The following is a 23,469-nucleotide window of genomic DNA, read 5'->3' as shown; positions in this document are numbered from 1 at the left end:
GCAGGTTTCCGGTGTATGTCAAACCCAGGTAAGGTTCTTCGCGTTGCATCGAATTAATCCACATGCTCCGCCGCTTGTGCGGGCCCCCGTCAATTCCTTTGAGTTTTAGCCTTGCGGCCGTACTCCCCAGGCGGGGTACTTAATGCGTTAGCTACGGCACGGATCCCGTGGAAGGAAACCCACACCTAGTACCCACCGTTTACGGCATGGACTACCAGGGTATCTAATCCTGTTTGCTACCCATGCTTTCGCTTCTCAGCGTCAGTTACTTCCCAGAGACCCGCCTTCGCCACCGGTGTTCCTCCTGATATCTGCGCATTTCACCGCTACACCAGGAATTCCAGTCTCCCCTGAAGTACTCTAGTCTGCCCGTATCCCCTGCAAGCTTAAGGTTGAGCCCCAAGTTTTCACAGAAGACGCGACAGACCGCCTACAAGCTCTTTACGCCCAGTAATTCCGGACAACGCTCGCACCCTACGTATTACCGCGGCTGCTGGCACGTAGTTGGCCGGTGCTTCTTCTACAGGTACCGTCACTTGCGCTTCGTCCCTGTCGAAAGGGGTTTACAACCCGAAGGCCGTCATCCCCCACGCGGCGTCGCTGCATCAGGCTTTCGCCCATTGTGCAATATTCCCCACTGCTGCCTCCCGTAGGAGTCTGGGCCGTGTCTCAGTCCCAGTGTGGCCGGTCACCCTCTCAGGTCGGCTACCCGTCGTCGCCTTGGTAGGCCGTTACCCCACCAACAAGCTGATAGGCCGCGGGCCCATCCTGTACCGATAAATCTTTCCACCCAAAGTCATGCAACCTTGGGTCATATCCGGTATTAGACCCAGTTTCCCAGGCTTATCCCGAAGTACAGGGCAGATCACCCACGTGTTACTCACCCGTTCGCCGCTCGTGTACCCCGAAGGGCCTTACCGCTCGACTTGCATGTGTTAAGCACGCCGCCAGCGTTCGTCCTGAGCCAGGATCAAACTCTCCGTTGAAGACTCTCGAAAACACCCCGAGGGATGCAATCAAAATTATCTAACTAGAGTCCGAAAACCTAGCAAAGCCAAACACCAGCAAAAAAGTTTCGCTGTTGTTTTTCAATGTCCAACCTCCATGACCGGGGGGTACATGAAAGCTGGAACCAATATAAATATTGGCACTGACATTCATCGACACACTATTGAGTTCTCAAAGAACACACGCACACACTTCTACCCACAACTTCTCGGAGGGGTTTCGGTGAGGCAAGGGTTCAAACTTTAGCTCAGGAAGCTCACCGGAAGCAAGTTCCGATCAAGTAACCCTGAACACATGATCAGTCAGGCGCTCAACGTCCTACCTCGTGTCCCAGCCGCTGGGCGACTGAGTCGGTGTCCGTGTCGCTCTGACTCGAATAAAGTTACGTGCCGACCAACACGAAGTCAAATCGGCTGGTCAAGGGTGGTTTCCAAGCAGCGGACCGGCGGTGAACCAGCTCGGTGCGGCCGCGGTGAAGCGGTGGCGGTCCCACTGTCCAGCGCCGGCGGGGATCGCGCCGACTATCGGGGTCTCGGTGACTCGCGGAAGGTCGTCGCGATTGCACCGGGAGGCGAGGTCGGGATCGGTCGGCCAGGAGCCGATGACCAAGCCGGCGCAGGGAACACCTGCCGCGGCGAGGGTCCGGGTGGTGAGTTCGCTGTGGTTGAGGGTGCCCAGGCCGGCCGCGGCGACAACCAGTACCGGTGCACCGATCTTCTGGGCGAGGTCGAGCAGGGTGAACTCGCCCATCCGCACCAGCAGTCCGCCCGCGCCCTCGACCAGCACCAGGTCGGCATCGGCGAGCGATTCGACGGCGGCGACGGTCTCGCTCAGGGTCAGCAGCGGCATGGCCGCGCGCCGCGCGGCGGTGTCGGGAGCGAGTGGTTCCGGGTAGCGAGCGAGCTCGAGGGTGCGGGTCACCCCGGTCAGGCGGATGACTTCGGCGAGGTCGCCGGGTTCGCCGGGGGCGATGCCGGTCTGCGCGGGCTTGCAGACAGCGACCGTGCGTCCCGCTGCCTGCGCGGCCGCGGCCAGTGCCGCGGTCACGACGGTTTTGCCGACATCGGTCGAGGTGCCGCTGATCAGCAGGACAGTCATGCCGTCACCGATTCCTTGCCGTGGGCCGACGCGAGTACGTCGCCGAGGACCTCGGCGATCGTCTCGAGTTCGGCGGATGTCAGGTCGGCGCGGGCGGTGAGCCGCAGCCTGGAGGTCCCTTCGGGGACCGAGGGCGGGCGGAAGCAGCCGACGTCGAGGCCGCGGGCGCGGCATGCCTGCGCGGCATCGAAGGCGACTCGAGCTTCGCCGAGGACGACGGAAACAACCGCGGAATCCGGTTCGGGGACCCCGGCGATCCGGGCGATGTCGGCGGCGCGGTCGAGAACGCGGGTGGCCATCGACGGGTCGCGGCGCAGCAGCGACAGCGCGGCGCGAGCCGCACCGACGGCGGCGGGAGCCAGGCCGGTATCGAAGATGAAGGTGCGCGCGGCATCGATGAGGTGGGCACGGATTCTGGCATCGGCCAGGACGACGCCGCCCTGGGCGGCGAATGCCTTCGACAGCGTCGCGGTGATCACGAGGTCCGGTTCGCCCGCCAAGCCCAGCTCGTGCACGAGCCCGCGTCCACCCTCGCCACGGACCCCGAGTCCGTGCGCTTCGTCGACGATCAGGATCGCGCCGTTCGCACGGGTGACGCGATGCAGGTCGGCCAGTGGTGCGAGATCGCCGTCGGCGCTGAAGACCGAATCGGTGAGTACCAACGCGCGCTCTTCGGTGCGCTCGGCGAGCAATCGTTCGATCGCGGCGACATCGCGGTGCGCGGCGATCGCGACTCTGGCCCGGGAAAGCCTGCACGCGTCGACCAGTGAGGCGTGCGAGCCCGCGTCGGAGACCACGAGGGTGCCGCGTCCGGCCAGCGCGGTGACCACGCCGAGGTTGGCGGCGTAGCCCGTCGCGAAGACCAATCCTGTTTCGGCGCCGACGAATTCGGCCAGTTCGAGTTCGAGGAGCGCGTGCTCGGTGGTCGTTCCGGTGACCAAGCGAGAGCCCGTGGAGCCTGCTCCCCAGCGCCGCACCGCCTCGATCGCGCCCTCGACGACCTCCGGGTGCCGGTGCAGGCCCAAGTAGTCGTTGGAGGCGAGGTCGATCGCGGACGACTCGGCGACGCGCTCGCGCAGATGCCTGCGTAGCCCCGCGTCGACCCGTTCGGCCGCACGCTCGTCCAACCAGCTCAACGGATCCGTACTCACAGTTGAGCAGCATACTTGAACACCGTTCAGGACGGTCGGGCTCATGCGATCGAGGCCTTCACCGCCGCGCCAACGGCCTCGGTGATGGCGGCGATGTCGGCGCTGGTGCTGATGAACGGGGGCATCGTGTAGACGAGATTGCGGAACGGGCGCAGCCAGGCGCCCGCGTCGACGGCGGCATCGGTCGCGGCGCGCATATCGACGGGTTCGTCGAGTTCGACGACGCCGATCGCGCCGAACACGCGGACTTCGGCGACACCGGACAGCTCGGCCAGCGGCGCGAGGCCGGCCCGCAACTCCGACTCGATCCTGGACACCTCGCCTCGCCAGTCCCGCGAGCGCAGCAACTCGATCGAGGCGACCGCGACGGCGCAGGCCAGCGGGTTGCCCATGAAGGTCGGCCCGTGCATCAGTCCGCCGTGTGCCGCGCTGATGGTCTCGGCGATCCGCGTGGTGCACAGCGCCGCCGCCAGGGTGAGGTAGCCGCCGGTCAGCGCCTTGCCGACGCACATCACGTCGGGCGCGACGCCCGCGTGGTCGGCGGCGAACAGCTCGCCGGTGCGGCCGAACCCGGTGGCGATCTCGTCGAAGACGAGCAGCACGTCGTTGTCGTCGCAGATCCGGCGCAGTTCGGTGAGGTAGCGCGGATCGTGCCAGCGCATGCCGCCCGCGCCCTGGACGACCGGTTCGACGATCACCGCGGCCAGTTCGTCGCGATGATCGGCGACGGCGCGTTCGAGCTCGGCGACGTATCCGGGTTCGAACTCTCGTGGCGGCGCGGGGACGAAGACCTGCTCGGTGAGGACGTCGGTCCACAGTGAGTGCATGCCGCCATCGGGGTCGCAGACGCTCATCGGGGTGAAGGTGTCGCCGTGGTATCCCCCGCGCCAGGTGAGCAGCCGGTTCTTCGCCGGGCGCCCGGCGCCGCGCCAGTACTGCAGGCACATCTTGGTCGCGACCTCGACCGACACGGAGCCGGAGTCGCAGAGGAAGACCTTGTCGAGACCGGCGGGCGTGAGTTCGACCAGCAGTTGGGTCAGCCGGGTGGCCGGTTCGTGGGTGAGCCCGCCGAACATCACGTGACTCATGCGCTGGGATTGCGCGAGCAGGGCCGCGTCGAGGACCGGGTGGCAGTAGCCGTGGACGGCCGCCCACCACGAGCTCATCCCGTCGACGAGTTCGCGGCCGTCGGCGAGAGTGAGTCGCGTTCCTGCCGCGCTCGCCACGACCAGCGGCTCGGTGGTCGCGGGGAATCCGCCGTAGGGATGCCAGACGTGTTCGGCATCGAGGGCGGTGATCTGCTCGGGGGTCAGGTCCACAGGTTTCCTCGTCGTCGCCCGGTGCTGCCGAGACGACAGCCTTGAACACTGTTCAAGTTATCACCTGCCGTCATCGGCGGGCGGGGTGTCGGCATGATGGGCGATCGCGGCGGGGAGCCGGGCGAGGGCGTCGCGGACCACGGCGAGCGATTCCGCGCCCAGCTCGGCGGCGATCATCCGTTCGATGCGCTGGATGTGCTGCCCGGCCAGCGCCATCACCTCCCGACCGGCCGTGGTGGTGACCACCAGCCGCGCGCGCCCGTCCGCGGGATCGGGCGCGCGCTCCACGTATCCGCACTTCTCCAAGTGCGTGACCAACTCCCCCATCGACTGCTGGGTCATTCCGGCGGCCTCGGCCAGCGCGGTCACCCGGGAGCCTTCCGGTGCGAGGTATCGGAACACCGCGTAGTGCGCTGGGCGCAGATCGGTTCCGAGCCCGGCGCGCAGCGCGGGGTTCAGCGCGCGCTCGTAGGCATCGGCCGCCTGGACCAGCAGTTTCAGCAAGGAGGACCGCTCAGCCATTGACATAATAGGAAGGTTACCTTTATACCTGGATCATGGCTGACATCGGTTCCGTCCTCACCTTTCGCAACGGGCATCGGGTCACGCTCGTCGATCGTGGCGCCGACGCGCAGGGCGCCTATCTCCGACTCGAACACGTACTGCCCCACGTCGGCCGCGAAGCGGGCCCGCACTGGCATCCGGAGATCAGCGAAACCTGGACCGTTCGCACCGGTCAGGTGCGCTTCCGGATCGGCGGCGAAGAGATCGTCGCGAAGCCCGGCGACACGGTCACCGCTGCGCCGCGCGTCGTCCACGAGTTCTGGAACGAAGCCGGCGACACCGTGATGGACCACGTGATCCGTCCGCCGCTGCGGCACTGGGAGATGTTCGCGTTCTGGAGCGGCCTCGACAACGCGAACCAGACGACGACGAGCAAACTGCCCCGCAATCCGCTCGCCCTCGGGCTGCTGTGGGAGTACCAGGACGGCTATCTCGCCGGTCCGCCCGCATTCCTGCAACGGCTGATCTTCGGCGGACTGGCCGGGCTCGCGCGGCGCACGGGCTACGCGCGGCGGCTGCTCGCGACCACATCGGCCTGAGCGGCGGTCAGCGAGCGGCCGGTCACATCGTGCGCGGTGGGGCCCGGGGTTCCATTACTGTCGTAGCATGTCGAGCCCGAACGACCGACCCGAGGTGTGGCCGGGCACCCCGTATCCGCTCGGCGCGACCTACGACGGCGGCGGCACGAACTTCTCGGTGTTCTCCGAAGTCGCCACCGAGGTCGAGCTCTGCCTGATCGCCAAGGACGGCTCCGAGACCCGCGTCGACCTCGACGAAGTCGACGGCTATGTCTGGCACGCCTACCTGCCCTCCGTCACCCCGGGGCAGCGGTACGGCTTTCGGGTCCACGGTCCGTACGATCCGGAGCTCGGATTGCGCTGCGACCCCAGCAAACTGCTGCTCGACCCGTACGGGAAAGCGTTCGACGGCGAATTCGTCAACGATCCCTCGCTCTATACCTACGGGCTGGATTCGCTGGGCAACACGATGACCGGGGTGGTGATCAACCCGTTCTTCGACTGGGGCCCCGACCGGCCGCCGAACCGGCCGTACCACGAGACGGTGATCTACGAGGCGCACGTCAAGGGCCTGACGATGACGCACCCGGATATCCCGGAGGACCTGCGCGGCACCTATGCGGGCCTGGCGCATCCGGCGATCATCGGGCATCTGAAGTCGCTGGGCGTCACCGCGATCGAGCTCATGCCGGTGCACCAGTTCTTCCACGATCACGTGCTCACCGATCAGGGCTTGCGCAACTACTGGGGCTACAACAGCATCGGCTATCTCGCACCGCACAACCAGTATTCGGCCCGGCCGCGTGGCGACGGTGCGGTCGCGGAGTTCAAGGCGATGGTGCGCGCGATGCACGCCGAGGGCATCGAGGTGATTCTCGACGTCGTCTACAACCACACCGGCGAGGGCAACCACAACGGGCCGATACTGAGCCTGCGCGGGATCGACAACGCCGCCTACTACCGGCTCGACGAGGCCGACCCCGAGCACTACAAGGACTACACCGGCACCGGCAACAGCCTCAATGTCCGGCATCCGCACACACTGCAACTGATCATGGATTCGCTGCGGTACTGGATTCTGGACATGCACGTCGACGGCTTCCGTTTCGACCTCGCCGCCACCCTGGCACGCGAATTGCACGATGTGGACCGGCTTTCCGCGTTCTTCGACCTGGTACACCAGGATCCGGTGGTGAGTCAGGTCAAGCTCATCGCCGAACCGTGGGACGTGGGTGAAGGCGGTTACCAGGTCGGCAACTTCCCCAGCCTGTGGACCGAGTGGAACGGCAAATACCGGGACACGGTGCGTGACTACTGGCGTGGGGAGCCCGCGACACTGGGCGGGTTCGCCTCTCGGCTCACCGGGTCGTCGGATCTGTACGAGTCGACGGGCCGCAGGCCCGGTGCCAGCATCAACTTCGTCACCGCGCACGACGGCTTCACGCTGCGCGACCTGGTGTCCTACAACGAGAAGCACAACGACGCCAACGGTGAGGGCAATCGGGACGGTGAAAGCCACAACCGATCCTGGAACTGTGGTGTCGAAGGTGAGACCGACGATCCCCGGGTCCTCGCGCTGCGTGCACGTCAGCAACGCAATCTGCTGGCCACGCTGATTCTGAGTCAGGGCACGCCGATGCTCGCCCATGGTGACGAGATCGGACGCACGCAACTCGGCAACAACAATGTGTACTGCCAGGATTCGCCGCTGGCGTGGATGGACTGGTCGCTGGCGGAGTCGAATGCCGACCTGCTCGAGTTCACCCGCACGGTGATCGCCTTGCGCACCGACCATCCGATCTTCCGGCGTCGCCGCTTCCTGGCCGCGGGGCCGAGCGACGATCAGGGTCACCGACGCGAGATCGCCTGGTTCACGCCCGCGGGCACCGAGATGACCAACGACGACTGGGACAGCGGCTTCGGGAAATCACTGGCCGTGCTGCTCGACGGTGACGGCATCGCCGAACCGGGTCCACGGGGTGAGCGCATCACCGACGACTCGTTCCTGCTGTGCTTCAATGCGCACGACGAAGCGATCGATTTCGTACTGCCCGGACCGGAGTTCGGCGCGCAGTGGTCGCTCGCCCTGGATTGTTCGACCCCGACCGGCGCGGCCGACGCGGTGTACGCCGCGGCGGCGACGCTGCCGGTCGCCAGCCGCTGCCTGCTCGTATTGCGCCGAACCACCTAGCCGCCGAGCGAGACGATGACCGAGACCTATGTGACCGACCCGCTGACCATGCTGCATCGCGCGCCCGTCCGGGCGGGCACGGTGCGCAGCACCTACCGGTTGCAGTTGCGCCCCGACGCGCTCACCTTCGCCGATGCCCGCGCCATCGCCGAATACCTACAGCAGCTGGGTATCTCGCACCTGTACCTGTCGCCGATCCTCACCGCGACGCACGGGTCGACGCACGGTTACGACGTCACCGACCCCACCACGGTCTCCGCCGCGCTCGGCGGGCCGACGGGCCTCAAAGCGCTCTCCGACGAAGTGCGGAGCCGGGGTATGGGATTGATCGTCGACCTGGTGCCCAACCATGTGGGTGTCGCCGATCCGCGGCAGAATCGGTGGTGGTGGGATGTGCTGCGCAACGGCCAGAAATCGCAGTACGCCAAGTATTTCGACATCGACTGGAGCTCGGGCAACGGCGCGGGCGGGCGGTTGGCGCTGCCGGTCCTGCAGAACGAGAACGACCCGGCCGCGCTCACCGTCGACCGGTCCGGCGCGGAACCGATGCTGGCATTGCACGATCTGCGATTCCCGATCGCGGCGGGCACCGACGGTGACAACGCACTGCGCATCCACGACCGCCAGCACTACCGGCTGGTGAGCTGGAAGGCCGGGGTGTGCACGTATCGGCGGTTCTTCGCGGTGAACAGTCTGGCCGCGATCCGGCAGGAAGACCCGGAGGTGTTCGAGGCGACGCACCGGGAGCTGGCGGCCTGGTGCGAACACGATCTGATCGACGGCGTTCGCGTCGATCATCCGGACGGCTTGTCGCATCCGAGCGCGTATCTGACCCGGTTGCGCAGGCTGATCGGGCCGCAACGGCTCCTGCTCGTCGAGAAGATCCTCGCCAATCGCGAGCCGTTGGACGCGACGCTGCCGGTCGACGGCACCACCGGCTACGACGCGCTCGCCGATCTCGGTGGAGTGCTGATCGATCCGGCGGGCGAGGCGACGCTGACCGAACTGTCCCAACACGTCGCGGGGCACGGCAGCGACCGGGCGTGGTTCGGTGAAACCGAGCATCGGATCAAACGCGCTGTCGCCGAAACCATTCTGGCGCCGGAGATCCGGCGATTGGTCGCCGCGATCAAACGCGACGGCAACGCGGGCAGTTTCGACACTCTCGCGGTGAGCAACGCGACCATCGAGGTACTGGCTTTCATGCCGGTGTACCGGGTGGATTACGCACCGCTGGCCGGGATGACGGCCGCGGTCGTGGCGGAGGTGGAGAAGCGCAACGCCGAGCTGACGGCGCCGCTGTCGGTGCTGGTGACCGCGCTGTCGGTGGGGGGTGAAGCGGCGACGAGGTTCTCGCAGGTGTGTGGGGCGATCACCGCCAAATCGGTCGAGGACACGATGTTCTATCAGGGTGCGCGGCTGGTGTCGCTGCAGGAGGTGGGCGGCAATCCGGCCCGATTCGGCCACTCCGTCAACGACTTCCACCTGTCCAACAGTGAACGCGCGCAGCGCTGGCCCGCGACCATGACGACGATCTCGACCCACGACACCAAACGCGGAGAGGATGTGCGTGCCCGGATCGGGGTGTTGTCGCAGGTCGCCGATGTCTGGTCGCAGCGGGTTCGAGGCTGGCTGGAGACCACCCCCGCGCCCGACGGGGCGACCGCGTTGTTCCTGTTGCAGAACATGTTCGGGGTGTGGCCCGCCGACGGGCGACCCGCCTCGTCGGTGCCGGGGCTGCGGGACCGGCTGCACATGTTCGCGGAGAAGTCGATTCGCGAGGCGGGCACGAAGACTTCCTGGGAGGAGCCGGACGCGGCGTTCGAATCGGCCGTGCACGGCTGGCTCGACGCGGTGATCGATGGACCGGTCGGTACCGGCATCGGCGATCTGGCCCACGAGCTCGCGCCGCACGCGTGGTCGGACGCGGTGGCGCAGAAGCTCTTGCAGCTGGGCGCGCCGGGGATTCCCGATATCTATCAGGGCACCGAGTTGTGGGAGGACTCCCTCGTCGACCCCGACAACCGGCGGCCGGTGAACTTCGCCACCCGGGTCGGGATGCTCCAGTCACTCACCGACACACCGACTTTGGACACCACCGGCGCGGCGAAGATGTGGGTGGTCGCCTACGCGCTGTGGTTGCGCCGGGAGCGGCCGGAGTGCTTCGTCGGCGGGATGTACCGCCCGCTCTATGCCATCGGTGAGCACGCGCATCGGTTCATCGCCTACGGGCGGGGGCCCGCGGGCGAAGCGCCGGAGGTGATCGTGGCGGCGACCCGGCATTCGGTCGGGCTCGGCACGACGGGCTGGCTGGACACCACTTTGCCGCTGCCGCAGGGCAACTGGACCGATCGGCTCACCGGGAACACCTTCGCGGGGAGTGCGCGGGTGGACAAACTGTTCGCTCGACTTCCTGTCGCGTTGCTGGTGCGCTGACAGCACTCACGGGCCAGAAGGCGCGCACCCGCGAGGGACCGACACTGCGCGAGCCGGTCCCTCGTGTCCAGCTCAGCGACTACGACGTAGTCCCAGATACTGCAGCGCGGCGAAACCGCCGACAGTCACCGACTGCATCACCGCCCACACCACACCCACCGTGGTGAGACCGAGCGCACCGGTCGACAGCGCGGCCAGACTGGCCACGACCCAGACGGTGTTGCCCGTCGCCACTGCCGCAGCCGCGGCCCGGTTGACCGGCGCCGATCGGCCGACGACGGCGACGGCGAGGCCGTAGGCGGTGAGGAAGGCGCCGATCGCGAGGCCGACACCGGCATCGAGTCCGAGCAGCCGTTCCAGTGGTTGCGCCAGTGCCAGGTAGGCCAGGCCGTTGGCGGTGGTGACGACGGCGTCGAGGCGCAGCGACAGCCGCAGCAGGTTCTCGCCGGAGGCGAACAACGCGGACAGGCGGGACGGAGCGGTGGTGGTCATGGCGGATCTCCTTGGCTGCGAAGGGGTCAGGTGGTGGCGGGAACCTGGTCGAGGAAGCCGTAGACGCTGTCGATGCGGCCGTCGGTGAGGACGGCGACGTCGAAGCCGATCACCACGGCGGGGGCGTCGGCGGGGCCGAGGCCCCAGGTGAAGCGGACCTGGTCGTGATGGGCGTCGACGGGACCGGCCAGGGTGAATGTCCAGTCGGGGAACTGAGCCTGGACACCGGCGATGGCGGCCTCGAGTTCGGCGTGGCCGGTGACCGCGACCAGCGGGTCGACGTAGCGGGCCCGCGGGGTGAACAGACGGGCGACGGCGGAGCGGCGGGCGGCGGGCTCGCGGGTGTTCCACGCTTCCAGGTACTGTGCGACGACGGTGTTCATCTCGACCTCCGAAATAGGTTGTGAGCTGGTGTTTCGCTGGTAGTTCCTGCGATGGGCACAACGTTATGGCGCGAGGGGGGTCGGTCGAATCAGTCGCGTATAGGTACTTTTCCCGGCGCGGCTGCCCGCGGTACCGGTACGGCGATACGGTGGAGCCCATGCTGCACGGACGCGATGCCGAACAGGCCAGGATCGATGACCTGCTCAGCGGGGCGCGCGCGGGGCGAAGCGGGGCCATGGTGGTGCGCGGCGAGGCCGGGATCGGGAAGACCGCGCTGCTGGATTACGCGGCAGCGCAAGGTGTTCCGACAGTGCGTAGCGCGGGGATCGAGTCCGAGGCCGAATTGCCCTTCGCGGCACTGCATCTGCTGGTCCGGCCAGGTATGGAGCTCGTGCGCCACCTGCCGTCGCGGCAGCGTGACGCGCTCGAGTCGGCGTTCGGGCTCGGCGAGGGCGCACCCGCCGATCGGATGCTGATCGGGCTGGCGGTACTGACCCTGCTCGCCGAGGAGGCAGCCGACGGGCCGCTGCTGTGCCTGATCGACGACGCGCATTGGCTGGACCGGGCCAGCGCGGAGGCACTGCTGTTCGCGGCGCGCAGGCTCGAGGCCGAGGGAGTGGTGATGCTGTTCGCCACGCGCTCGGGACCGCAGGATTTTCCCGCGCCCGGGCTGCCAGAACTCGCCCTGTCCGGTCTGCGTCCCGAGGCGTCGGCGGCACTGCTCGATGCCGGTACAACCACGCTGAGTCCGGCCGTCCGGTATCGATTGCTCACCGAGTCGGGCGGTAATCCCCTTGCACTGCTGGAACTTCCGGCAGTAGTCGGCGACGGCAGTGTCGACGACGCGAATCCGCTGCCGTTGTCGCAGCGGTTACAGCTGGCCTTCCACGGCCGCGTCACCCGCTTGCCCGCGTCGACGCGGACCGTGCTTCTGGTCGCGGCGGCGGCCGGTGCCGCGGACCTGGCGCCGATCCTGCGTGCCGCGGCCGGTCTCGGTGCGTCACTGCGGGATCTGCAACCCGCCCAGGACGCGGGCATGATCGGCACCGACGGTCAGGTGCTGACCTGGCACCACCCACTGCTGCGGTCGGCGGTGTATCAAGGCGCCGCGCTCACCGACCGGCTGGCCGCCCACCGCGCCCTGGCCGACGCACTGAGCGGCGACGACACCGCGGACCTGCGGGCATGGCATCTCGCCAGTGCCGCAACAGGTCCCGACGAGAACACCGCCACCACACTCGAGCACACAGCCGACCGTGCCCGGCGCCGCCACGGCCTCCATGCCGCCGTGACCGCCTACGATCGCGCGGCCGCGCTGAGCATCGACACGAACGCCCGCGTGCGCAGACTCGTCCTCGCCGCCGAGTCCGCGACGGAGGCGGGCCTCACCGACCGCGCAGAGCGACTGGCCGAGCGAGCCGCGTCCCTGTGGAGCGACGTCCGCGAGCCGGCAGGCGATGCCCCCGGCGCGCCAGCAACCGGCGGCCCGGCGCAGCAGGCGGCGCGACCTGGCGAACGAGAGGCTGTCGGCGCTGCCGGGGTAGTCGGCGGGGGCGGCGAGCAGGGCAGTGCGGCCGAGGAAGGCGGAGCCGCGTTCGCGCTGCGGCTGGACCTGGTGCGGGCGCAGGCCGAATTCGCGGGCGGCAAACCGGGTTCCGCGCATCGGCGGTTGATGTCAGCGGCCGTCGCGATGCGCGAATCCGATCCCCGTGGCGCGGCTCGGATTCTGACCAAGGCCGTGCACACCGCCTGGTACCTCGGACCCGATGAGCTCGACGAGGTCGCCGATGTCCTGGCGACGCTGCGGCTGATGGAGGAAGACCCCGCGACGCCGATCGCGCGATATCTGACCGGGTCGGTGATAGGTCAGCGGGTCGCCGACCTGCGGGACGCGGCGGCCGCCGCCCGGACCGGCGGGGCGGACAGTCCGGCCGACCTGGTGCAGCTGTGCGGCAGCGGTTTGGTCGTCGGGCAGGACGAGCAGGTCGAGGAACTGGCCGGCGAGTTGATCAGGGAATGCCGGGAGCAGGGGCGGATCGGGTTGCTGGCGCCGCTGCTGTTCTTCCGATCGGAGGGGTTGTTGTTCGGCGGGCGACCGAGGGAGAGCCGGATCGCGGCCGAGGAAGGGCTGCGGATCGCACAGGACATCGGACAGGCGCAGTGGATCAGTCAGATCCACGCATTTCTCGCGTATCTCGCCGCGCTACAGGGTGATTCGGCAGCGTGTCGCGACCATGCCGAGCGTGCGGCGGCCGAGGAATTCGGCGGGCCGGGCGCGGTCGGTGCGTCGTGGGCGCACGCGGCCGTGGCGCTGCTGGCCCTCGGTGAAGGCAGGCTGGAGCAGGCAAGGACCGAGCTCGCGCAGATGACGATCGAACCGGCGCGGCACCACGTCATCGGGCTGCGCACACTGCCGGATCAGATCGAGGTGGCGGTTCGGCTCGGCGCGACCGACCGCGCGACCGAGGCGCTGGATCGGCTCACGGCCTGGTCGCAGCGGACCGAGCAGGAGTGGATCGCGGCGCTGGCGGCCCGTGGCCGGGCGTTGCTGGCCGACGGCCCGGCGGCCGAACAGCATTTCGTGGCCGCGCTCGCCGCCAACCGGCCGTTCGACGAAGCCCGCACTCGGCTGCTCTACGGCGAGTGGCTACGCCGGGACAAGCGCAAGGTCGACGCGCGGACCCAGCTGGAACAGGCGACAGCGCTGTTCGATCGGCTCGGCGCGGTACCGTGGAGCGAACGCGCGCGCACCGAACTGGGCGCGCTCGGTGTCGGAACCGGTACGCGTGCGAGCGGCGGCCCGCTGAGCCTGCTCACCCCGCAGGAATCACAGATCGTGCGGCTGGCCGCGCAGGGATTGTCGAATCGGGAGATCGCGGCACGGCTGTTCCTGAGCCACCGCACCGTCGGCCATCACCTGTACAAGGCGTATCCGAAGCTGGGCGTGCTGTCGCGCGGTGAGTTGAGTTCGCTCGACCTGACGGAATGATCCGCCATCCGGGGAGCACGAACCTGGCCTGGTGCCCGAATCAGTGGCGCGACGCGGTGCGGGTGGCGCCGACGGTCCAGCGAACGGCGGCGACCGCGGCGGCCGCCAGCACCGCGACCTGCGGCGACCCGATGATCAGCAGCAGCAGCGCGGCGACCACGAGCGCGGCAACGAGCGCCTCGAGCTTGTAGACCGGCCAAGCACTACCCGCGATGTCGACGGTCGCGGGTGCTGCCGATGAGGTGAGCACTGCCATGCAGACCAGGATAGGCGTACATCGAAGTTCGGTCCACCGAACTTGTTCGAGTGGCTCTATCGGGAACATCACAGGGCGATGGTTCGTTGTGCAGGTCATGCCACTCACAGGAGAGTACGCACCGAGCACTTCGGACTGGGCACGCGAACAGGCCGAGACCTACGAGAACTCCGGCGGCGCCGAGGGCACCTCGTTGCAGGGCAAGCCCGTCATCCTGCTCACCACCAAGGGCGCCAAGACCGGCAAGCTGCGCAAGACGCCGCTGATGCGGGTCGAGCACGACGGCGAGTACGCCGTCGTCGCGTCACTGGGCGGGGCGCCGAAGAATCCCGTCTGGTACCACAACATCAAGGCCGATCCGCACGTCGAACTGCGCGACGGCACCACCACCAAGGACTACACCGCACGCGAGCTCACCGGCGACGAGCGAGCGCAGTGGTGGGAGCGCGCGGTCGCCGTGTGGCCCGACTACGACGAGTACACGAAGAAGACCGATCGCGTGATCCCGGTCTTCGTCCTCACGCCGCGCTGAACCGCAGGTCCGAGCCCACCCGCCGCGGTCGCCGCGGCGGGTGGTTCCGCTCGCCGAGCGCGCGAACCGCCTCGGTAGCATTGTCCGGGTGTCCCCCATCGCTGACGTCGCCGAAGTGTCCGTAATCCGTCCGCCGCTCACCGCGGACGAGATCGACGCCGCCGCCAAGCGAATTTCCGACATCATCGAGCCGACTCCGCTGCAGTACAGCGCGCGGCTGTCGGCGAGCACCGGTGCGCAGGTGTACCTCAAGCGCGAAGACCTCACCGCGGTTCGCTCCTACAAGCTGCGCGGCGCCTACAACCTGATGGTGCAGCTCACCGCCGCCGAGCGCGCGGCGGGTGTGGTCACCGCCAGCGCGGGCAATCACGCGCAGGGCGTGGCGTTCGCCTGCCGGGCGATGGGGGTGCGCGGGCGCATCTATGTGCCGACCACCACCCCCAAGCAGAAGCGCGACCGCATCCGCGTGCACGGCGGCGAGTTCGTCGAGCTGATCGCCGTCGGCGAGACCTACGACGCCGCGGCCGCGGCCGCCGCCGACGATGTCGCCCGCACCGGCGCCACCATGGTGCCGCCGTTCGACGACCCGCGCACCGCCGCGGGCCAGGGCACCATCGCCGCGGAGTTCCTCGACCAGCTCGGCACGGCCCCCGACCTGGTGATCGTCCCGGTCGGCGGCGGCGGCTGCCTCGCCGGCATCGGCACCTACCTGCGCGAACGCGCACCGCACACCGGTCTGCTGGCCGTCGAACCCGCGGGTGCGGCCTCGCTGACCGCCGCGCTGGTCGCCGGCGCACCGGTGACGCTGCCCGAGATCGACCCGTTCGTCGACGGCGCCGCCGTGCGCCGCATCGGCGAACTGCCCTACCGGGCGGCGGCGTCGTTCGGCGGCCGGATGGTCTCGCATGCCTCGCTGCCCCTGCTCACCACACCCGGATCCTCCACCGGGACAGCGGCTTTCCGGGTGATGCTGGTCGACGAGGGCGCTATCTGCACCGCGATGCTCGACCTCTACCAGAGCGAAGGCATCATCGCCGAGCCCGCGGGCGCGCTGGCCACCGCGGCCTTGGCCGAGATCGACATCGCGCCCGACAGCACGGTCGTGGTGCTGGTCTCGGGTGGCAACAACGATGTGTCGCGCTACGGCGAGATCATCGAGCGCTCATTGGTGCACCGCGGTCTCAAGCACTACTTCCTGGTCGACTTCCCGCAGGAGCCCGGTGCGCTGCGCCGCTTCCTCGACGATGTTCTCGGCCCCGACGACGACATCACCATGTTCGAGTACGTCAAGCGCAACAACCGGGATACCGGGGCCGCACTGGTCGGCATCGAGCTCGGTGCCACCGACAATCTGGCGTCGTTGATGCACCGTATCGAGGAGTCCCCGATCCAGGCCGAACGCCTGGAACCGGGCTCCCCCGCCTATCGCTACCTGACGTAGGTCCGCCGCGCGGCGGTCACGCCGCCGCGCGGTCCTCGCGGTGTCCGGACGTGCGACTCGCGCGCACGCTCGACACGACCAGCGGCAGTAGCCAGCCCATGGCGAGCTGGTCGTAGGGCAGCAGTATCTGGTCGAGACGGTTGTGGACGTAGGCCACCGAGAGGCCCGACTGCGGGTCGACCCAGCCGAACGAACCGCCGAGCCCGATATGGCCGAAGCCGTGCCGCGCGCCGGGGACGGGCAACGAGTGATAGCCCAGGTGCCACATCATCGGCAGGTAGAACAGCGCGTGGTCGAGCCGGTAGCTCTGCACCCGGCGGATCGCGGCGTGCGTGCTCTGCTGCAGGTACGGCGTGCCGTCGACGGTGACGCCGTCGGCCAGCGCCGCGTACATCTTCGCCAATCCGGCGGCCGTCGCGACACCGTTGCCCGCGGGCATCTCGGTGTTCAGGATCGTGGGGTCGTCACCGTCGAGAATGCCGTCGAGGCCGGGCACGAACAGGCAGCGAGCGGCCGCGCCGAGCGGTCCGGGCAGCCGGAATCCGACATTGGCGAGGAAACTGGCGCCGACGGGATGCGCGGCGAAGCTCAGGTGCGCGCCGGCCAGCCGGGCGTATTCGGTCGACGAGTCCGCGGCGGGGCGACCGAGGTGGATGCCGTCGATACCGAGCGGATCGGTGACCTCGGTGCGGATCAGCTCGCTCATACTCCGGCCGGTCACGCCCCTGGCCAGGCCCGCGAGCAGCCAGCCGTAGGTCAGGGCGTGATAGGTGGGGGTGCCGAGCATCCGGTCCGGGGTGGCCAGTGCCAGGCGGTCCTCCATCAACTCGTGATCGAGGGCTTCCGCGGCGGTGTTGGCGACCGAGGACAGCGACGACAGCCCGGAGCGGTGGGTGAGCACGTCGGCGACGGTGATCGCACCCTTGCCGTGCGCGGCGAAACGCGGCCAGTATTCGGCGACCGGCGCCTGGTAGTCGATCAGTCCGCGGTCGGCGAGCCGGTGGATGACGGTGGCGGTGACACCCTTGGTCGCGGAGAACACGATCGCGCCGGTCTCGGCGTTCCATGGTCGGTCACCCGCACTACCGGTCCAGAAATGGGCGAGTGGTTCACCGTGCCGATAGATCGCGAGCGCACCGCCCGCGTCGCGGCGATGGCCGATCAAGGTGGCGAAAGCGCGCACCAGCGGACCGAATCCGGCCGGGGCGAAACCCCCGATACCGGCCGGGAGGGCAGCGCTGTCCTGCCCGTAAGCGTCGTTGCTCATCATCCGACTATACGGCGTTATGCCTATTCGGCAACGCCACGTTTCGGAATGTGGCCGACCCGTAGCCCGGCGTCATCACTCGGTGACCACCGTGCCCGCGCCGTCACCTTCCTCGAGCACCGCGAAACTGTGACCCGAAATCAGTGTTCCCGCACCGCTTTCGGTGGCAGGCGACCAGGCCAGCAGCACCCGACCGTGCACCGGGATCACCACTTCGTCCTCGGCGAGGTTGCACACCACCGAGATTCGGCCACGACGCAGGACGAACCAACGCTGTGCTTCGTCATAGTCGGCCCACACCCGTTCCAGCCATGGATCGGCGAACTCGGGCCGCGACTTGCGCAGGGCGAGCAGGCCGCGATAGCAGGCGAGCAATCGGGCATGCGGTTCGCGACCGACCTCGGTCCAGTCGAGCTTGGAGCGGGTGAAGGTGTCCGGGTCCTGCGGGTCGGGCACCTCGTCGCTGGACCAGCCGTGCTCGGCGAATTCGGCGCGGCGCCCGGTGGCGGTGGCCGCGGCGACGACCGGGTCGGTGTGGGAGGTGAAGAACTGGAACGGGGTGCGCGCGCCCCACTCCTCCCCCATGAACAGCATCGGCGTACTCGCCGAGAGCAGCACCAGCGCCGCCTTCACCGCGAGTTGACCCGGGGTGAGGTAGGCGCTGGGGCGATCACCGGTCGCGCGATTGCCGATCTGATCGTGATTGCAGGTGTAGCCGAACAGCGCGCTGCCGGGGACGAGGTCGCGACGCAGCGGCGCGCCGTGGATGCGGCCGCGGAAGCTGGAGTAGGTCCCGGCGTGGAAGAAGCCGTGGGTGAGTGTCTGCGTGAGGCAGGCCAGTGAGCCGAAATCGGCGTAGTAGCCCTGCCTTTCGCCGGAGACCGCGGTGTGCACGGCGTGGTGCAGGTCGTCGTTCCACTGGCCGGTGAGCCCGTAGCCGCCTGCCGCGCGCGGGGTGATCAGGCGGGGGTCGTTGAGGTCGCTTTCCGCGATCAAGCTGAGCGGTCGGCCCAGATGTGCTGCCAGCGCGGTGGTTTCGACGACGAGCTCGTCGAGCAGGTGGGTGGCGGTGCGGTCGACCAGCGCGTGGACGGCATCGATACGCAAGGCGTCGAGGTGGAATTCGCGCAGCCAGCGCAGGGCGTTGTCGATGATGTAGGCGCGGACCGCGTCGGAGCCGGGGCCGTCGAGGTTGAGGCTCTGACCCCAGGTGTTGCGGCCCGCGGTGAGGTAGGGGCCGAAGCGCGGCAGGTAGTTGCCGCACGGGCCGAGGTGGTTGTAGACCACGTCGAGGCAGACCGCGAGACCACGGGCGTGGCAGGCGTCGACGAAGCGTTGCAGGCCGTCGGGACCGCCGTAGCTTTCCTGTACCGCGTACCATCCGACGCCGTCGTAGCCCCAGTTGTGGGTGCCGTCGAAGGCGTTCACCGGCATGAGTTCGACGGTGGTGACGCCCAGTGTCACGAGATGGTCGAGGTGCTCGATCGCCGCGTCGAAGGTTCCCGCGGGGGTGAAGGTGCCGATGTGGAGTTCGTAGAACACCGAGCCGGCCACGGGTCGGCCGGTCCAGTTCCTGTCGGTCCAGACCGTCTGATCGAGATCGTGGACTGCGGAGGTTTCGTGCACGCCGTCGGGTTGGCGAGCCGAGCGCGGGTCGGGCAACACCGTCGGGTCGTCGTCGATCAGGAAGCCGTAACGGGCACCCTGACCTGCGTCGACGCGGACCGACCAATTGCCGCCACCGTTTCTTCGCATCGGGTGCTCGACCCCGTCCAGTTGCAGCCGCACCGCCCCCGCCTCCGGCGCCCACACCCGAAACTGCCTCATCGGCCCAGCATCGCATGCCCCGCGCCGGTGTGCTCGATCAACGATTCACCGCGCGTGCGCGGCGACCCCGACCGGTCCCGCGCCGACGCACAGCGACTGCCGCTCGTCGAGGGATCTGATCCGCAGGGTGTCGCCACCGCCGAGCAGCCGGACGTACACGGTGTTCAAGCCCGCGCGCACGTCGGCGATCGTCTCGGTCTCGCCCTCGAAGGACAGCGCGATCCGGCCGTCCCGTTCGGCGTTGTAGTTCACCTGGGCGGTCCAGTCGCGGATCTGCATGGGGCCGTCGAGGGGGAGGTTGGCGCCGGCGGTGCCGTGCACGCGGTACCCGCAGCGGGGTTCGGGGCCCTCGACGATGGCACGGTTCCACCAGACCTGCGCGTCGACGACGGCGCCCTCATCGGTGATCATCCGCAGGCGCGGAGTCGAGAGGGCGAAGGTGGTGGGGGTCGCGATCGGGGCGAAGACACGGTCGGTCATGTTCTCGGGGAAGGCCAACGGGTTCAAGACATTCCACGGAACCTCTTGGGGCAGCAGCGCCGCGTCGGCGGCGCCGGGGAGCGCGGCTCGCACGCCGCTCACGTAGGTGCGGGCCGGGCTCGGTTCCCAGGACCTGGTGAAGGTGATCGTCGAGTACACACTGCTCGCGAGGAACACGATGATCGCCGAGATACCCACTGCCTGCCGAGCTCGGCCATCGCGCCCCACCGCGACCGGAGCCGATCCGCTGACGGTGCGCGCACGGGCCGGATCGATGTCAGCCGGAATTCGCCGGTGTGCGGGCTCGTTCGATCCGAATGCAGAACTCGACCGGCGCCGACGGGGTGCCAGCGTGATCAACGCGAGCGCGACGGTCGCGATGACGGCGAAATCGGCGAAGTAGCGCACCGATTGGAGGAGCAGACCCGCGGTACTCGGGCCGTCACGCAGCAGGACGACGGGCGCGATGGTCAGGACCGCGTATCCGGCGGCGCTCACCCAGATCGCGATGACCCGGCAGCGGGTACGAATCGTCCACGCCGCGAACAGGATCAGCGACAGCCAGCTCAGCGCGACCAGCAAGCTCGGCGAGTCCGCCCACGGCGTGGCGGGTTGCCAGCGTTCCCAGCGCCATGGACCGCCGAACAGCGCGGGTACCAACCCGTCGGACAGCGCGCGGCTCCACAGGGACCCGGGATGTTCGGGAGCCGAGAGCCCCCTCGGACGTTGGATGACGAGCAGAAAACACGCCGACCACGTCAGCAGCACCGCGCCGCCCGCCGTCCACAGCGCGCCCCCACGCCGAGCGGCCTTCTGTACGGATCCGCCCGTCACGTGCGCGGCCAGCACTGCCACCGCGAAAGCCACCGGCAGCACGACCACCGATTTCTCGAAGAACAGCAACGCCACCGCGAACACCGCGGCCCCCGACACCGCATATCGACGCCGCCCGGTTCGCACCAGCAGCACCGCGTCCGCGCTCACCCACGCGAGTGCGATCTGCAACGGCAGCGCGTTCACCGCCGCCGACCACCAGGCGAACGCGGGCACCGTCAGCGGGACGAACAGGTAGAACGCCAGGGGTCCGAGCAGGCGGGTGCGGACCCCGAGCAGCACGATCAACAGTCGCAGCACCGCCAGCGAAGCGAGCAGTTGCAACCCGATCAGCACCACGACGGCGGCTGCCCAATTCAACGGCGCCACCTCGGTGACCAGCCAGGTCAGCACGAAAGCCAACGGCATCACGTGCCCGTCATGACTGGTGAACAGCAATTCCGTCGAGAACACCGGCTGGCTGCTCACCCGGCCGATCAGCAGGAAATCGTCCCAGTAGAAGAATCCGGACGCGGCCACCCAGCCGCGCAGGACCAGCTGCGCCACGATCAGCGCCGTCGCGACGAGCAGCACCGTCCGCCCGGTGATCCGCCACGGCACCGGCCGCGACGGGTCACGGGAGTGCGGTGGCGAGTCGAGCAGCGGCACGGACGTCACGTCTCTCGACGCTAGCCCGTAGTTCGCGAGGCGGCCATCACGACCCACCACAGGGGAGTCACCGAGGGGCTGTGTCCGCGGACAGTTCGGTTTTGGACTGATCTATTCAAAATGTGTTACGGTCGTCGGCATGGCCAGACCCAAAGAATTCGACGAGCACCGCGCCGTGGACGCCGCGATGCGGGCGTTCTGGTCCGCCGGTTACGAGGCGACCTCCACCCAGGACCTCTGCGCCGCGACAGGCTTGGGCCGCAGCAGCATCTACAACACCTTCACCAGCAAGCGCGATCTGTTCGATCGAGCTCTGCGCCACTACATGACCACCCGGAACGCCCCCCTCTTCGACATCCTCGACAGCGACGCACCGGCCAGGGAGCGGATCGCCGACATCCTGCGCCGGACCGCCGAGGCGTCCGAAACCGAACCGTCGGGCTGCCTCGTGGTGAACTCGATCGTCGAACTCGCCCCCCACGATGCCGCTGCGCGCGCGCTCCTGGATGCCGATGGCGAGCGCCGTCTCGACGCACTCACGGCGACTGTCGAAAGTGGTCAGCGCGCAGGCGAATTCGCCGCCGATCGGGATGCCCGCGCCATCGCCCAGTTCCTGACCGCCACCATCAGCGGCATGCGCGTCGCGGCGCGCGGCGGAGCGGATCACGCCACCCTGACCGCGATCGCCGAGACCGCGATGCGCTGCCTCTGAGATCCACCGGCCCCCATCGCCTTTCATCATGGCTTGATTTTGAACTGATTGATCCAAAATAGTTCGACGTACGAGAGGTTGTCATGCCGACCGCTGTCTACATCCTGGGCCTGTCCATCTTCGCCCAGGGCACCTCCGAGCTGATGCTGGCCGGACTCCTCCCCGACCTGGCCGCCGACCTGGGAGTCTCCATTCCCCGTGCGGGACTGCTCATCTCGGCCTTCGCGCTCGGCATGCTGGTCGGCGCGCCACTGCTGGCCGTGGTGACGCTGCGCTGGCCACGCCGTGACGCACTGCTGGCCTTCCTCGCGATCTTCGTCGCGGCCCATGTCGTCGGCGCGCTGAGCGGCGACTACTCGGTGATCTTCGCGACCCGGGTGGTGAGCGCCTTCGTCTACGCGGGGTTCTGGGCGCTGGCGGCGGCGACCGCGGTGAGCCTGGTGGCCCCGCAGTTACGCGGACGGGCGATGAGCATCGTCGCGGGTGGACTCACCATCGCCACGATCATCGGGGTGCCCGCGGGCACCGTCATCGGCCAGCATCTGGGCTGGCGCGCGGCCTTCTGGGCGGTCGCCGGGCTGTCCGCACTGACGATGATCGGTGTGTTCACGAAGATTCCCGGCGGTCGACCCGCCAGGGTCGCGGACTTGCGGGGCGAATTGCGGGTGATGGCGAATGTGCGGCTGTGGGTGTCCTACGGCGCCACCGCGCTGTCGACGGGTTCGGCGTTCGTCACCTTCGCCTACCTCGGCGCGATGCTGGCCGACACCACCGGCATCTCGGCGGCGTGGGTCCCGGCGGTGCTGGGTCTGTACGGCGTCGGCGGGTTGATCGGTATCACGATCGGCGGTCGATTCGCCGACGCGCACCCGTTCCGCACGCTGTACGTGGGCGCCGCGGGGATGACGGTGATCGCGGCCGCGATCGCTGTCACCGCGCGCTTCCCGGCGCCGACGATCGTGCTCGTCTTATTGCTCGGCGCTGTCGGTTTCGCCACGAACCCGGCCCTGAACACCCGCGTTTTCACGCTGGCCGACGGCGCCCCGACACTGGCCGCGGCGACCAACTACTCGGCGTTCAATGTCGGAATCACCGTCGGTCCATGGCTGGGCGGACTGGCCATCGGCGCGGGGCTCGGCTTCGCTTCGGTCGGCTGGATCGGCGCCGGACTCGGTCTGGCCATGCTCGCCACCGTCGGGCTGTCCCATCGGCTGGAACGTGAACCCCGCACGGCCGCCGGCACTTCCGAGCCGCGACTACCAGCGCTCACCCACCCGTAGGTCATGAGACGTCGAAACCACCCGCGACAGATACGGGTGGTT

Annotated in this window: 18 protein-coding genes and 1 rRNA gene; 8 read left to right on the top strand and 11 right to left on the bottom strand. The window is 68.4% G+C overall.

Annotation, left to right across the window (positions count from 1 at the left end):
- The 5 genes from ACFQ9R_RS21320 to ACFQ9R_RS21300 form a co-directional block, all read right to left on the bottom strand.
- Positions 1-986 (bottom strand): 16S ribosomal RNA (locus tag ACFQ9R_RS21320); the annotation flags it as partial.
- Positions 987-1,425: 439 nt separating this feature from the next.
- Entirely contained in the window at positions 1,426-2,106 is a 681-nt protein-coding gene (gene bioD / locus ACFQ9R_RS21315) for a dethiobiotin synthase (protein ID WP_378992667.1), read from the bottom strand.
- The gene (locus ACFQ9R_RS21310) at positions 2,103-3,302 is read right to left on the bottom strand and encodes an 8-amino-7-oxononanoate synthase (RefSeq protein ID WP_378992666.1); all 1,200 of its coding nucleotides are present in this window, start codon (positions 3,300-3,302) and stop codon (positions 2,103-2,105) included. Before ACFQ9R_RS21310 ends, bioD begins: the two co-directional genes overlap by 4 nt.
- Positions 3,299-4,576: an adenosylmethionine--8-amino-7-oxononanoate transaminase gene (locus ACFQ9R_RS21305; RefSeq protein WP_378992665.1), complete on the bottom strand. Its 1,278-nt coding sequence runs from the start codon at positions 4,574-4,576 to the stop codon at positions 3,299-3,301. The genes ACFQ9R_RS21310 and ACFQ9R_RS21305 overlap by 4 nt, the downstream gene beginning before the upstream one ends.
- Before the next feature lie 60 nt (positions 4,577-4,636).
- The gene (locus ACFQ9R_RS21300; RefSeq protein ID WP_378992664.1) at positions 4,637-5,098 is read right to left on the bottom strand and encodes a MarR family winged helix-turn-helix transcriptional regulator; all 462 of its coding nucleotides are present in this window, start codon (positions 5,096-5,098) and stop codon (positions 4,637-4,639) included.
- Between the two features lie 35 nt (positions 5,099-5,133).
- Between ACFQ9R_RS21300 and ACFQ9R_RS21295 the strand changes: the two genes are divergently transcribed.
- From ACFQ9R_RS21295 to treY, 3 genes are all read left to right on the top strand, one after another.
- Entirely contained in the window at positions 5,134-5,679 is a 546-nt protein-coding gene (locus ACFQ9R_RS21295) for a cupin domain-containing protein (RefSeq protein WP_378992663.1), read from the top strand.
- A 67-nt stretch (positions 5,680-5,746) separates the two neighbouring features.
- Complete coding sequence (gene glgX / locus ACFQ9R_RS21290) at positions 5,747-7,849, top strand: glycogen debranching protein GlgX (protein ID WP_378992662.1); 2,103 nt, start codon at positions 5,747-5,749, stop codon at positions 7,847-7,849.
- Positions 7,850-7,897: 48 nt separating this feature from the next.
- Positions 7,898-10,285: a malto-oligosyltrehalose synthase gene (gene treY / locus ACFQ9R_RS21285; protein ID WP_378992690.1), complete on the top strand. Its 2,388-nt coding sequence runs from the start codon at positions 7,898-7,900 to the stop codon at positions 10,283-10,285.
- 72 nt (positions 10,286-10,357) lie between these two features.
- Here the strand turns inward: treY and ACFQ9R_RS21280 are convergent, their stop codons facing one another.
- Positions 10,358-10,777, bottom strand: a complete 420-nt coding sequence (locus ACFQ9R_RS21280) for a hypothetical protein (RefSeq protein WP_378992661.1) — start codon at positions 10,775-10,777, stop codon at positions 10,358-10,360.
- A gap of 26 nt (positions 10,778-10,803) precedes the next feature.
- Positions 10,804-11,160, bottom strand: a complete 357-nt coding sequence (locus tag ACFQ9R_RS21275; RefSeq protein WP_378992660.1) for a nuclear transport factor 2 family protein — start codon at positions 11,158-11,160, stop codon at positions 10,804-10,806.
- Between the two features lie 158 nt (positions 11,161-11,318).
- Here ACFQ9R_RS21275 and ACFQ9R_RS21270 point away from each other — a divergent pair, with 158 nt between their 5' ends.
- On the top strand, positions 11,319-14,150 hold the full coding sequence (locus ACFQ9R_RS21270) for an AAA family ATPase (RefSeq protein WP_378992658.1): 2,832 nt from the start codon (positions 11,319-11,321) through the stop codon (positions 14,148-14,150).
- 40 nt (positions 14,151-14,190) lie between these two features.
- Here ACFQ9R_RS21270 and ACFQ9R_RS21265 read toward each other — a convergent pair whose 3' ends face one another.
- Positions 14,191-14,406, bottom strand: a complete 216-nt coding sequence (locus tag ACFQ9R_RS21265) for a hypothetical protein (protein WP_378992656.1) — start codon at positions 14,404-14,406, stop codon at positions 14,191-14,193.
- A gap of 97 nt (positions 14,407-14,503) precedes the next feature.
- Here ACFQ9R_RS21265 and ACFQ9R_RS21260 point away from each other — a divergent pair, with 97 nt between their 5' ends.
- Together ACFQ9R_RS21260 and ilvA are read left to right on the top strand one after the other, a co-directional pair.
- Positions 14,504-14,938 carry a nitroreductase family deazaflavin-dependent oxidoreductase gene (locus ACFQ9R_RS21260; RefSeq protein WP_378992654.1) on the top strand — a complete coding sequence of 145 codons (435 nt, stop codon included), beginning with the start codon at positions 14,504-14,506 and terminating at the stop codon, positions 14,936-14,938.
- Between the two features lie 88 nt (positions 14,939-15,026).
- The gene (gene ilvA, locus ACFQ9R_RS21255) at positions 15,027-16,379 is read left to right on the top strand and encodes a threonine ammonia-lyase IlvA (RefSeq protein WP_378992653.1); all 1,353 of its coding nucleotides are present in this window, start codon (positions 15,027-15,029) and stop codon (positions 16,377-16,379) included.
- Positions 16,380-16,395: 16 nt separating this feature from the next.
- On the opposite strand, the gene ACFQ9R_RS21250 is transcribed toward ilvA, so the two are convergent.
- From ACFQ9R_RS21250 to ACFQ9R_RS21240, 3 genes are all read right to left on the bottom strand, one after another.
- Positions 16,396-17,646 carry a serine hydrolase domain-containing protein gene (locus tag ACFQ9R_RS21250; protein WP_378992652.1) on the bottom strand — a complete coding sequence of 417 codons (1,251 nt, stop codon included), beginning with the start codon at positions 17,644-17,646 and terminating at the stop codon, positions 16,396-16,398.
- Positions 17,647-17,721: 75 nt separating this feature from the next.
- Complete coding sequence (gene treZ, locus ACFQ9R_RS21245) at positions 17,722-19,473, bottom strand: malto-oligosyltrehalose trehalohydrolase (RefSeq protein WP_378992650.1); 1,752 nt, start codon at positions 19,471-19,473, stop codon at positions 17,722-17,724.
- A 45-nt stretch (positions 19,474-19,518) separates the two neighbouring features.
- The gene (locus tag ACFQ9R_RS21240; RefSeq protein WP_378992649.1) at positions 19,519-21,444 is read right to left on the bottom strand and encodes a hypothetical protein; all 1,926 of its coding nucleotides are present in this window, start codon (positions 21,442-21,444) and stop codon (positions 19,519-19,521) included.
- 130 nt (positions 21,445-21,574) lie between these two features.
- Between ACFQ9R_RS21240 and ACFQ9R_RS21235 the strand changes: the two genes are divergently transcribed.
- Positions 21,575-22,147 (top strand): TetR/AcrR family transcriptional regulator, encoded by a 573-nt coding sequence (locus ACFQ9R_RS21235; RefSeq protein WP_378992648.1) that lies wholly within the window; start codon positions 21,575-21,577, stop codon positions 22,145-22,147.
- 83 nt (positions 22,148-22,230) lie between these two features.
- Positions 22,231-23,427, top strand: a complete 1,197-nt coding sequence (locus ACFQ9R_RS21230; protein WP_378992647.1) for a Cmx/CmrA family chloramphenicol efflux MFS transporter — start codon at positions 22,231-22,233, stop codon at positions 23,425-23,427.
- Positions 23,428-23,469 lie beyond the last annotated feature (42 nt).

The organism is Nocardia sp. NPDC056541, assembly GCF_042794235.1.
GTDB lineage: Bacteria > Actinomycetota > Actinomycetes > Mycobacteriales > Mycobacteriaceae > Nocardia.
Note: the sequence above shows the minus strand (reverse complement) of the source record. Positions and strands in the feature narration are given on the sequence as shown.

Coding starts and splice junctions, on each gene's coding strand:
- ACFQ9R_RS21265 (WP_378992656.1), bottom strand. CDS start 14,406: ATGGCAGTGCTCACCTCATCGGCAGCACCCGCGACCGTCGACATCGCG.
- ACFQ9R_RS21270 (WP_378992658.1), top strand. CDS start 11,319: ATGCTGCACGGACGCGATGCCGAACAGGCCAGGATCGATGACCTGCTC.
- ACFQ9R_RS21280 (WP_378992661.1), bottom strand. CDS start 10,777: ATGACCACCACCGCTCCGTCCCGCCTGTCCGCGTTGTTCGCCTCCGGC.
- ACFQ9R_RS21260 (WP_378992654.1), top strand. CDS start 14,504: ATGCCACTCACAGGAGAGTACGCACCGAGCACTTCGGACTGGGCACGC.
- bioD (WP_378992667.1), bottom strand. CDS start 2,106: ATGACTGTCCTGCTGATCAGCGGCACCTCGACCGATGTCGGCAAAACC.
- ACFQ9R_RS21235 (WP_378992648.1), top strand. CDS start 21,575: ATGGCCAGACCCAAAGAATTCGACGAGCACCGCGCCGTGGACGCCGCG.
- ACFQ9R_RS21295 (WP_378992663.1), top strand. CDS start 5,134: ATGGCTGACATCGGTTCCGTCCTCACCTTTCGCAACGGGCATCGGGTC.
- treZ (WP_378992650.1), bottom strand. CDS start 19,473: ATGAGGCAGTTTCGGGTGTGGGCGCCGGAGGCGGGGGCGGTGCGGCTG.
- treY (WP_378992690.1), top strand. CDS start 7,898: ATGCTGCATCGCGCGCCCGTCCGGGCGGGCACGGTGCGCAGCACCTAC.
- ACFQ9R_RS21250 (WP_378992652.1), bottom strand. CDS start 17,646: ATGAGCAACGACGCTTACGGGCAGGACAGCGCTGCCCTCCCGGCCGGT.
- ACFQ9R_RS21275 (WP_378992660.1), bottom strand. CDS start 11,160: ATGAACACCGTCGTCGCACAGTACCTGGAAGCGTGGAACACCCGCGAG.
- glgX (WP_378992662.1), top strand. CDS start 5,747: ATGTCGAGCCCGAACGACCGACCCGAGGTGTGGCCGGGCACCCCGTAT.
- ACFQ9R_RS21300 (WP_378992664.1), bottom strand. CDS start 5,098: ATGGCTGAGCGGTCCTCCTTGCTGAAACTGCTGGTCCAGGCGGCCGAT.
- ACFQ9R_RS21310 (WP_378992666.1), bottom strand. CDS start 3,302: ATGAGCCCGACCGTCCTGAACGGTGTTCAAGTATGCTGCTCAACTGTG.
- ACFQ9R_RS21230 (WP_378992647.1), top strand. CDS start 22,231: ATGCCGACCGCTGTCTACATCCTGGGCCTGTCCATCTTCGCCCAGGGC.